Origin of the sequence: Streptococcus salivarius (genome assembly GCF_000785515.1) — a bacterium.
GTDB classification, from domain to species: domain Bacteria; phylum Bacillota; class Bacilli; order Lactobacillales; family Streptococcaceae; genus Streptococcus; species Streptococcus salivarius.
The window spans coordinates 1,896,894-1,908,952 of sequence record NZ_CP009913.1 but is presented as its reverse complement, the minus strand read 5'-3'; the positions used below and the strand labels follow the sequence as shown (position 1 = coordinate 1,908,952).

Sequence of the window (12,059 nt, the reverse complement as noted above, 5' to 3'; positions counted from 1 at the left end):
CATGAAACAGTTTAAACATAAAAAGTTTATCGGTTTAGCCTTGATTGTCTTTTTGGTCTTCATGGTACTTGGAAAATACACTCAGAGCACGGCTTTTACATCGTCTTCAAGAGTTTATGCCACAACCGTTGTCGATAAGAATACCGGGAACAAGGTGCGTTTTGAAGTTCGTAAGATCAAGGGAGACAAATACGAAGTCAAAAATACGGAGACCGGGGATACTTATCAGGCTAATGCCCAAGCCGGCGAAGACCGTTCTTTGAGCTTTAAGTTGCCTGGAACTAACGGCAACTCAGACGGTACTATCCGTATCACACCAAGTATGGTACCTGGAGGAGATGCAAAGGTTGAAATGACTGAATCAGATACCTATACTCAGGTTGAGGGAGGCTCTGAAGTCATTGAGTCTAGCGAGGCTTCGTCTAGTTCTTCAAGTAGCCAAGTTAAAAGTATTATTAAGGATATTTTGGAATCAAGTAGTTCATCCTCTGGTAGCGATGCAAGCTCAGAATCGTCTTCTAACGATCCAAATAAGCCAAATGCAGATATCAAGACTAAGACTGATGTCAATGGTGATAAGGAAACCACTTATATTGCAGACTATTCGACTGAAGACATTAAGTCTATCACAGAAGCCTTTGGGAAATGGCTCTATCAGTCTGATTATGCCAAGGATGCTGTTTTAGTTCAAAGTAGCTTTGACAGCATCACCAAGGTCAATGATGGTAGTCCAACCTTCCTTTCATTTAAGGCACCTAAGGAAAAAGGTAGCAGCCAAACGATTACCATCCTTGCTAATCTCATCAATGCGGATGGCTATGAACATATTACTGGTGTTCCAAGTGGTATCATCAATGGCAAGGAAGTCTCAAACTATGATTTCAAGGATTATAAAAACACGGTTGATTCCTTTGCTTTAGGGATTAATGACAATAGTGGTAAGACCGCAGACTATAGCCCAACATCATCCTTCCGTCTTTATACCTTGAAGGATAAGAAACATGCGATGTATGAAGACGATGCTGCTGAACAAAAAGCCCTCTTTAAGGACTTCTCAGCTGATGACAAAACTGGTGGCAATTATAATGGCTACAACAAGCTTTATAAGGATTTGGTTGACCAAGATAAGGATTCTTACCAAATCGTTCTAGGCTCTAATGGTACCGTTTATTATGTGACGAACTACTGGAAGGGCAATTACGATAAGAAGGCTGTTCAGACCTATAAGGTAGCACCAGATGATATGCAAGAGGCCTACCAAGAGTTGCTCAAGCATTACTCTAGTGCTGGCACGTCTGATAGCTCAGAATCTTCAAGTTCTTCACAATCATCAGAGTCAACATCAAGCTCATCAGAGGCTAAGACAGAATCAAAAACGGAAACCAAGACCGAGCAGACAGGCATGGATGTTAATGCTATCAAAGATAATAACTTCCAAAGCCTCGAAGGGACTTGGAAGAATGGGAATGGCTTAAGTCTGAATTTTTCTAAGGACAATTTAACAGCTCCTGAGAATTATGTTGTTGAAAATACAAATGGAAAACTTGAGAATGGGTATCTCACATCAAGTTTAAGAATGGGAATTACCGGAGCAGGTATTCTCTTTATTCCTAAGGGAGTCACACTTCCGACAGTCCAAGGATTTGTGGACGGTTCGGATAATACTAAAGATCGTATTTTGATTACTCAGTCAGCATCACCACAATCTGACGCCAAACAATTCTACTACAAGGCTGACTAGACTTTAGGCTTAAAAGTAAGTCTCAAAAAAGTAGTTTTATAATCTAAAAGTTGAGATAAAATTGTCTCAACTTTTTATGTTACATTTGTAACTTTAATTTAATAGTAAGTCTATCTTCTATAAATAAATGGATTCTTAGAGGTATTGTAGACCTTAATAGAAAATTAATTATTGTGAAAACTTACAAAAAGCTATATAATGAGTAGTGTTGTAAAAAGGGCTTCCTAGGGGATTTTTGAGGAAGTTTCTTAAATCAGATTAGAGGGAGAGGGGGAAAAGAATGACTTCTATTATTGAATCGCTACTTGCTGTTTTTAAAGATTTTCATTGGCTAGTATCTATAGACACGCTCTTGATTTTCTTTGTCAATTATCTGATGTTTCATGCAGCTGGTAGAGTCAAGATTTCTTGGTGGCTACTTTTATTAGGTGGCCTTTTATCAGTTGTTTTGATTCCCTTTCTTCCTATGGGATTCAAATTTTTACTTAATCCTCTCATTTTATTTTGTTTTAGTTATTACAAACGTCCAGACTTGCCATGGATAGAGCCGGTATTTAATAGTTTTTATGCCTGGGGGACGACCAATATCATTATACGGGGCTTGTCATTAATCGTCTTTCCTTTACTTTTGGGAGCCGACTTGATGAGCCGTATTCCAGAATCTTTAACGGAGTTTATATGTGTGGTAGTTACCTATCCTCTATACCTCTTGGTTCACCGTTTTATTGGTTATGAATATTTGCAGGTCGAGGAAAAGGAGCGCTTACGCATTCACTTCACCCCTATTGTTATTGGGGTTAGTTTTGCCTTTCTTTCATACGGGCTTCTAAATGATTTCATGCCTTACTTTGCTAGCATCTGGCCTGTGGAAGTGGTTAACAATTATGCCAAGTTAATCCTTCTATTAGCAACAGGAGCCTTCTTCATCGTTGTTTCCTATGCCAACCAGTGGATTAAGGATGAACTTTTTCTGGAGTTGAAAGAGGAGCAGGAGCGTCATTTCCAGAGCTTACAGGAATCTAGTAGGCATATCCTCCATCTTTATCAGGAGCTATACCGTGATGGAGTGCCTAAGGTGGTCGTACCTAAGAAGGCTAATACCGTTCTGGCTACTAGTCAAGAGGGAGACACTCAGAACCTATCTGATGAAGAGGTTCCCTTCAGCAAGGTTATGCCAGATATTTCTAACCTGCTTTCTCAATTGTTACGTTCCGTCATTGAGAGTAAGTATATGGAGTTTCATGCTGTTGGCGTTGATTTTATCATGGAGGTTCCAGACCCTATATCCCCAGTTCATATCGATGTGGTGGATTTATCAGCTGTTCTAACGACCTTCTTGGACAATGCCTTGTTGAGAGCTCATGGTCAAGAAAATAGTTTAGTTCGTATGTCTTATTACCAAAGAGGTGAGGTCCAGGTCCTCTCTGTAGAGACAACCCTTTCGCAAGATAGTGCCGAGGCGCCCCACGAGACGTATGAGAGTCACTTATCAATCAATGAGCAGCTCGAAGATATTATGGAGCGTTACCCTCAGTCTAAACTTAGCTTTAAGAATGATAAGTTCATCTATAGACAGCAATTTGAATACTAAAGACTTGTAAAAAAAATATAGAAAGGAGATTCGATGTTTGAATCGTTTTTGGGAATAAATTTTTTAAATCTCTATGATACAGATGCCTTTCTAGCCATTCAGCTTATTTTAACGCTGACGATAAATTGTGCCATTTTCAAACGAATGACAGACATTCGTATCTCCTGGACGGTCTTCTTGACCTTAGCCCTGTTAGATGTAGTCATTCAGTATAATATTACTAACATGATTATGGTTTTTGATGTCTTTATCCTAATGATTTTGGCCTTTCTTGCTAAAGGGAAGACCTGGTCGGTGACCCAGTATGCTTTTCATACTTTGTTTCCAGTGGTGACGTCAGATTTACTTTATCGTTTATTGGGACTCTTCTTTATTCCCCTTCTCTTGAATCTCCCTGTCGCTGAGGTAGGGTCAAATGCTCTTTTCTATCTCTTATCTTACGGTTTGATTTTGCCACTTTATTTTGTATTTGACCGTTTCTTGGGCTTGGATTTGAAGCGTTGGAAGGTCTATAGCGATGACTCTTTCCAGAACCTCCAGATTTCTAGAAGAGTTGCTATAGCAATGGCCATTTATTTATTGGGAATCTATCTCAGTGTGAATTTAGACAGTTGGTTCCCTGGCTACTCTTCAGAGTTGGAGTTGAGATTTCGGATGCTCTGGGTTCTCTTATCCGCAGTGGCTTTCATTTTCCTAATTGCCCATCTTAATCAACTGTCTCGGCAGTATTTGGAAGAGAGTTTGACCATGGAGGAAAAGAGGCATTTGAATAGTTTGACCAAGGCCAACCAAAAGATTGATCTTCTCTACAATGAGTTGTTACAATACAGACAGTCTTATCAGACGGTTGTGGAACAATTTTCAGAGGAAGTACGTGACCAGGAAGAGGCTCTTGCCGAACAGGTGTACCAGAATGTCCTTAGAGAGAGTGCCAAGGAGTTTGAACGTTTCCGTGTCATTGATAATCCTAAGCTGGAAAATATTCAGTCCTTACCCTTACGTAGCCTTCTTTCGGCTCGTATGATGGAGGCTAAACGTAGTAATATTCCAGTGACTTGTGATATTCCTGAGGAAATTTCAGGGTTTACCATGAACGTGGTTGACTTGACCTTGTTGGTATCCATTTTCTTTAGTAATGCGATTGATGAGAGTAAGCAGGTGCCTGCCAGTCAAATCAATTTTAGTTTTCATCGACATGATGAGGATGGAAGTTACCATTTCGTCATGGAAAATAGGACGCGAGAAGAAAAAGTTGACCTTGATGCCATTATGCAGGAAGAAAACCAGAAGAAGACCTCAGGTCTTAACCTTCACTCAGCCAAGGATATTCTTAGGAAGTATAGTGATGCCAATTTGATTACAAGCAGTGGTGATTACCTCTTCAAACAGGAATTGATTTTTAAATAAAGATGTAGAGCTAAATCAGAGGATTTGGCTCTTTTTTTACTTACAGGTCCATAAAGGAGGGCTCTTTGCTGTGGTGCTTGTGCTTATGTGAGGAACTTAGGACATTGGAGGAGATAGGGGCGAGGGAAGAGTCTGATTGTTGCTTCATTCTGTGTTATAATAGCAAGGATTAGTGGTTGTTAGCGCTAAGTGAATGCCAATTCTTGCTTAGCCTAACGACTGGTGTAGAGATAAGAAAGGGACGTCTTATGAAATTACTTTATACGGATATGTCTCAGGATTTAACAGAAATTCTGACGGAGCAGGCAACCAGCTATGCTCAAAAGGGAAAGAGGGTATTTTATATTGCCCCTAATGCCCTGTCATTTGAGAAGGAGCGTAAGGTCTTGGAATACCTGCCTCAGTCAGCATCCTTTGAGATTACGGTGACTCGTTTTACTCAGATGGCGAGATACTTTATTCTCAATACGAGCAACCCCAAAACGCAGCTGGATGATACTGGTCTGGCCATGATTTTTTATAAGGTGTTGTCGCATATGGGTGATGATGAGCTCAAGGTTTATGGCCGTTTGCGCAAGGATAGTAACTTTATTAATCAATTGGTAGACCTTTATAAAGAGTTGCAGCAGGCTAATATGACGGTTCTGGATTTGCAGCATTTGGATCAGGTTGAAAAACAAGAGGATTTGCTCAGGATTTTCAGTGCGGCTCAGGATCTCTTGTTGGCAGGAGATTTTGACAATCAATCAAAACTTAGTGCCTTCTTCAAGGAAATTACCTCAGGACATCTGGATAAGGCACTGGGTAACACGGTTTTGGTCATTGATGGCTTTACGCGTTTCTCTGCCGAGGAGGAGGCCCTAGTTGCCCACTTGAGTGATAAGTGCCACCAAATTGTCATTGGGACTTATGCTAGTCAAAAGGCTTATAGGGCTAATTTTGTCTATGGCAATGTTTATCAAGCTTCAGTGGATTTTCTGAGAACTCTGGCTCAGACCTATAAGGTGACACCCGACTATGTGACGACAGACAAAGAGGGGAATCCTTCTTTTGCACGTATTAGCCGTCTTTTGGAGAGCCGTCATGATTTTAGTACGATTGACGAACAGCTGACTGCTCAGGACAAGCAAGCTTTGCAGGTTTGGGAAGTGGTCAACCAAAAGGAAGAAGTGGCTCAGGTTGCCAAGAGTATTCGTCAGTTGCTAGCAGATGGCAAGCGCTATAAGGATATCTTGGTCTTGCTAGGTGATGAGGAGAGTTATAAGCTTCAGGTGGGTCAGATTTTTCGAAAATTTGATATTCCCTATTATTTCGGTAAGGAAGAAAGTATGTCTAGCCACCCTTTGGTGCAGTTTGTGGATTCGCTGGAACGTATCAAGCGCTATAATTATCGTGCTGAGGATCTGCTTAATCTCATAAAATCCGGTCTTTATGGTGGTTTTGCTCAAGAGGACTTAGACCTTTTTGAGTATTATGTCAATTTTGCAGACATCAAGGGGCGTCACAAGTTCCTTTCTGATTTCACGGCTAATAGTCGTGATAAGTATGATTTGGATCAGCTCAATACCTTACGGTCACAACTGGTAGAGCCCTTGGACAAGTTGCTTAATAGTCGCAAACAGAAGGGGTCTAGTCTGCTCAAGAAACTTGTGGTCTTTTTAGAGGCTGTGCAAGTGCCAAGTCAAATGGCTAGTTTGACTGCCAAGGCCAGTGAGGCCGAAAAAGAACAGAATGAACAGGTCTGGAAGGCCTTCACTCAACTCTTGGAGCAGGTTGAGACTATTTTTGGGGAAGAAACTCTGTCAGTGGACGACTTTTTGTCCATTTTGCGTTCGGGAATGTTGGCCTGTGATTACCGTACGGTCCCAGCCACTGTTGATGTGGTCAATGTGAAAAAATACGATTTGATCCAGCCACATTCTGCTCCTTATGTTTTTGCCTTGGGCATGACCCAGTCGCATTTTCCAAAGGTAGGGCAAAATAAGAGTCTCCTGTCTGACGAGGAACGTAGTCGTATCAATGAAGCTACGGATGAACACCGGAGTTTGGATATTGTTACGCAGAGCAATAGTCAGCGGGGGCATTTCGTGGCTATGTCACTTTTCAATGCGGCTAGTGAACAATTGGTGCTTAGTCAGCCACAGATTCTCAATGAGACGCAGGTTGACATGTCGGTTTATTTGAAGGAGCTTCTTGACCTTGGTCTTCCTTTGGTTGAAAAGGGACGTAATCGTTTCGAGGCTAAGGGCGACCAGATTGGGAACTACAAGGACCTTCTGTCGACTGTCATTGCTCTTAACAGCAGTCAGCTAGATGCTGATTTGGATAAGGAAACCCAGACTTTCTGGTCAGTTGCTGTGCGTTATCTCCGTAAGAGACTTGAAAAGAACCAAGTCTTGATTCCACATGTAATTGACGATGTGACGACGACCAAGGTGGATGATCAGGTCATGCAGTTGGTCTTTCCGGGGGAAGAACCACTGAAATTATCAGCTTCGGCTCTGACAACCTTCTATAACAACCAGTATCTTTATTTCTTGCGCTATGTCTTGGGGCTTGAAGAGTTGGAATCTATCCATCCGGATGCTCGACACCACGGGACTTACTTGCACCGTGTCTTTGAGCGTGTCATGGGGGATTCTTCGTCAGAAAACTTCGATGATAAACTGGAAAAGGCAATTGCTCAGACCAATCAGGAGCAACCCTTTGAACTCCTCTATACGGAGGACCAGGAGAGTCGTTTGTCCCGTCAGATTTTGGAAGATATCGCTCGTTCTACAGCTAGTGTTTTACGTGACAATGCGGCTGTTAAGGTTGAGCGTGAGGAAGCCAAGTTTGATTTGCTTTTAGCAAATAGCATCAAGATTACAGGGATTATTGACCGTGTGGACCGTTTAACGGATGGGGCTCTGGGTGTCGTTGACTACAAGTCAGGTAAAAATGTCTTTGACATTCAAAAATTCTACAATGGCCTTAGTCCGCAGTTGGTAACCTATCTAGAAGCCCTTCGCCAAACCTATAAGGTCGATGCCGACCAGCTTTTTGGGGCCATGTATCTACATATGCAGGAGCCACAGCTTAATCTGGCTCAGTTTGGTTTGGATAAGCTAGCGGCTCAGGCTCATAAGGAATTGACCTATAAGGGACTTTTTGTGGCTTCAGAGACGGAGCATCTGGCTGGTGGAAACTATGATTTACAAAAGACTGTCACCTACGACAAGGAGGACCTAGAGACCTTGCTAGAATACAACATTAAGCTCTTTACAGGTGCTGCTGAAGTTATTAGAAGCGGTAATTTTGTGGTTAATCCTTATACCGAAGATGGCAAGTCTGTTCAAGGAGATCAAATCAAGGCAATTACTCATTTTGAGGCCGACCGCCACATGGGACAGGCTCGGAAGCTCCTGCGTTTACCAAGTAGGGGCAAGAAGGAAGCCTATTTGGAGCTGATGGCAAAAGATGAGGACAAGAATCAGATGCAAGTTGCTGAAAAAATCATCCCCTTTCCAGTCACCGACCAAGCTGTGACAGCAGACAAAAAAGACCAGGAGGACAACAATGTTGACTAAAGCTTTTTTAAGTCCAACAGAGATTGAGGAACGCATTGCCCAAGAAGCAGCTTCTGACAAGGAACGCAAGTTAACACCTGAGCAGATTGAGGCCATTTACAGTAATGGTACTAATATTCTTGTATCAGCTTCAGCCGGATCAGGAAAAACCTTTGTCATGGTTGAGCGTATCCTTGATATGATTGGACGTGGTGTTGGCATTGACCAACTCTTTATCTCAACCTTTACGGTAAAGGCTGCAGGTGAGTTAAAAGAGCGTCTGGAAAAGCGTTTGACTGAGCAGCTGGGTCAGGTGGAGACAGATGAAGAGCGTGCCTTTCTTTCAGACCAGATTGCCAAGATTGGGACAGCTGATATCGGAACCATGGATGCCTTTACCCAGAAATTGGTCAATCAGTATGGCTATCTCCTGGGTGTCTCACCTATTTTCCGTATCATGACAGACCCTGCTGAGCAAACGCTTATGAAAAATGAGGTTTATGCTGATCTCTTTAACGATTACATGCAAGGGAAGGATGCTCAACTCTTCCAAAAATTGGTACGTAACTTCGCTGGAAATGGCAAGACTAGTAAGGCTTTTCGTGACCTGGTTTACGATGTTTATAGCTTTTCTCAAGCCACTGCAGACCCTGAAAAATGGCTGCGTCAAAATCTTTTAAAAGGGCAGGCAGAGGCAGATCCAGTCAAGGCTAAACATGAGCTTTTAGACGGTCTCAAAGGTGGCTTGCTAGCTGATTTTCTAGCTTTCCTAAGAGACCATCTAGGCCTAGCTCAGCGTGAATTTGCCAAGGCCAAGTATCTAAATAATGTGTCAGATGCCATTAGCCTTCTTGAAGGAGCCTTGGCCAATGACCAAACGGATATGGAGGACCTTCTCAAACAACTCTTGACTTTGTCAGGAGGGACTGGTTTGACCAATATGACCCGTCCTAAAGACGAGGAACTCAAGGCCTACAAGGAAGCTTACAACAAGACCAAAAATGAGTTTGTGGCCCAGTTGCGAGAGCTTGACACCCAACTAACAATCCTCGAGGTTTTGACCAAGCATAATGATGACATTCTTCCTCTCTTGGAGGTGCTTCAGGCCTTTGTGCTTGATTTCTCAGACCAGTATTTACAGGCCAAGGTTCAGGAAAATGCCTTTGAATTCTCGGACATTGCCCACTTTGCCATCCGTATTCTGGAGGAAAATCCAGAGGTAGCAGCCAGCTACCGCGACCGTTACCATGAAGTTATGGTGGATGAGTATCAGGACAATAGTCATACTCAAGAACGCATGTTGGAGCTCCTATCTAACGGTCACAACCGATTCATGGTGGGGGATATCAAGCAGTCTATCTATCGTTTCCGTCAGGCGGATCCTCAGATTTTTAATGGCAAGTTTCAGCTCTTCCTTGAAAATCCAGATGCAGGTAAGCTGATTCTCCTTAAAGAGAACTTCCGTAGTCAATCTGAGGTTCTTGATGCGACTAATGGTGTTTTCAGCCACCTCATGGACCAGGAAATCGGGGACATCCTCTATGACAAGACTCACATGCTGGTAGCGGGTAGCGATAAGCAAAAAGAACCCCATCCTGAAAATGAGACAGAGGTTCTGATTTACAATAGTGATGAAGCGAGTGAAACTCCTGACGAAGAAGGTGCTGATCAACCTATTAGTAGCGGCGAGATTTCCTTGGTTATCAAAGAAATCATCAACCTTCATAAGCAGGGTGTACGTTTTGAGGATATTACCCTCCTAGCACCAACCCGTAACACCTATCTGGACTTGATGGCAAGCTTTGAGGAGCACGGAATTCCCTTGGTTCCTGACGAGTACAAGTCAAGCTACCTAGAGTCACTAGAAGTTATGATTATGTTGGATACCCTTCGTGCCATCAATAATCCTCTCAACGACTACGCCTTGGTTGCCCTCCTTCGTTCACCGATGTTTAACTTCAACGAGGACGACCTGGCTCGGATTGCTGTCCAGGCTGACAAAGGACAATTCTATGACAAGCTTCTTGCGGCTCATACTAAATCAGGACTTCATCCAGAAGTCGTGACGCAAGGACTGGAGGCCAAGTTGACTCTCTTCATTGAGACTCTGGCAGATTGGCGTGATTACAGTAAGTGGCACTCGCTCTATGACCTCATCTGGAAGATTTACGACGATCGTTTCTATTATGATTATGTCGGCAGTCTTCCACGAGCTGAGCAACGCCAGGCCAATCTCTACGCCCTTGCCTTGCGTGCCAATGCCTATGAAAAGACTGGCTTTAAGGGACTTTCTCGTTTTATTGGCATGATTGATAAGATCATTTCTAGCGGTAACGACCTAGAGGAAGTGACAGACTTGGTTCCCAAAAATGCCGTTAGCCTTATGACTATTCACAAGTCCAAGGGACTAGAGTTCAAGTATGTCTTTGTCTTGCAGATGAATCGCAAGTTTATTGGTCACAGCAAGGATGGACTAAGTGGTAAGTATATTATCAACCGTGAAAAAGGACTTGGCATTAAGTATCTAGCTGATCTCAAAGACCAGGTAAACACTAATTTGCCTAAGTTAAATGTTGTTCTCGAGACCTTAACCTTCCAAGAAAATCGTAGGGAAGAGCGTCGAGCAAGTATCTCAGAAGAGATGCGTCTGCTCTATGTTGCAATGACCCGTGCAGAGAAAAAACTCTACCTAGTTGGTAAGGGCAGTAAGGAGAAATTGACCCAGCAATTTGGCACGGATGTTGAAAATAATCGCCTACCAGTAGCTCTACGTGACCAAATCGCTACTTACCAGGATTGGGTTATGGCTTTGGATACTGCCTTTATGAGAAAGGATCTCAAGTTTACTGTTCGTTTTGTTGAGGCTGAGGAGTTGACTCCAGAGGCTATTGGTCAGGTTGAAGTTCAAGCGGCAGTAGATGCTGATGATCTATCTAACAATCGCCAGACGGAAGACATTAAGCGTGCCCTAACTGTCTTAGAAAGTGTTGAAAAACTCAACCAACTTTATGAACCAGCGATTGACCTGCCATCTGTGCGGACGCCCAGCCAGCTCAAAGCCTTCTACGAACCTGTTATGGATACCGAAGGGGTGGATATTATGGACAAGAAAGAGGAGGTACAACCTCTTGAGACATCCACTAGCTTTGAACTTCCAGATTTTGGGCAAAAAACGAAGGTCACTGGAGCTGCAGTTGGTTCAGCCACCCATGAACTCATGCAACGCTTGATTCTTTCTGACAAGGTGACCCTCCAAGATTTGACACAGGCCTTGAGTCGGGTATCCGCAGATGATCAAGTCAAGGCGCGTGTACAGTTAGAAAAGCTACTAGGCTTCTTTGACACCGAACTTGGGAAGCTCATTTTAGCTAACCGTGATAAGTTGCGTCGTGAAGCGCCATTTGCCATGTTGGCAGAAGATCCCGCTAGTAAAGAAGACTTTGTCGTCCGTGGTATCATTGATGGCTACCTTCTTCTTGAAGACCGTATTGTCCTCTTTGACTATAAGACGGACCGCTTCACTCATCTTAGTGAGCTTAAGGAACGTTACAAAGGGCAAATGAGCCTCTATGCTAAAGCACTCAGCCAAGCCTATCAAATAGATAAGATTGATAAATACCTTATTCTCCTAGGTGGAAAAGACTTGGAAGTCGTAGAAGTATAAGCTATAACATAACCATTCTTTCATAGTGAAAGAGTGGTTTTTTGTGTCTTAATCCCACCAAAAAAGACCGGTGTGCACACACCAGTCTTTTCGATAGATTTCCATCAG

At 42.9% G+C, this 12,059-nt stretch carries 5 protein-coding genes; all 5 read left to right on the top strand.

What is annotated here, in order from left to right; all coding sequences use genetic code 11:
• Position 1: 1 nt before the first annotated feature.
• Positions 2-1,741: a DUF6287 domain-containing protein gene (locus SSAL8618_RS08755; RefSeq protein ID WP_038676736.1), complete on the top strand. Its 1,740-nt coding sequence runs from the start codon at positions 2-4 to the stop codon at positions 1,739-1,741.
• Positions 1,742-2,021: 280 nt separating this feature from the next.
• Positions 2,022-3,332, top strand: coding sequence for an ATP-binding protein (locus tag SSAL8618_RS08750; protein WP_038676734.1), 1,311 nt, complete (start codon positions 2,022-2,024; stop codon positions 3,330-3,332).
• Positions 3,333-3,365: 33 nt separating this feature from the next.
• Positions 3,366-4,739, top strand: coding sequence for a GHKL domain-containing protein (locus tag SSAL8618_RS08745; protein WP_022495868.1), 1,374 nt, complete (start codon positions 3,366-3,368; stop codon positions 4,737-4,739).
• A gap of 248 nt (positions 4,740-4,987) precedes the next feature.
• The gene (gene rexB, locus SSAL8618_RS08740; RefSeq protein WP_038676732.1) at positions 4,988-8,308 is read left to right on the top strand and encodes an ATP-dependent nuclease subunit B; all 3,321 of its coding nucleotides are present in this window, start codon (positions 4,988-4,990) and stop codon (positions 8,306-8,308) included.
• Entirely contained in the window at positions 8,298-11,951 is a 3,654-nt protein-coding gene (gene addA, locus SSAL8618_RS08735; protein WP_038676730.1) for a helicase-exonuclease AddAB subunit AddA, read from the top strand. Before rexB ends, addA begins: the two co-directional genes overlap by 11 nt.
• Positions 11,952-12,059: the final 108 nt, after the last annotated feature.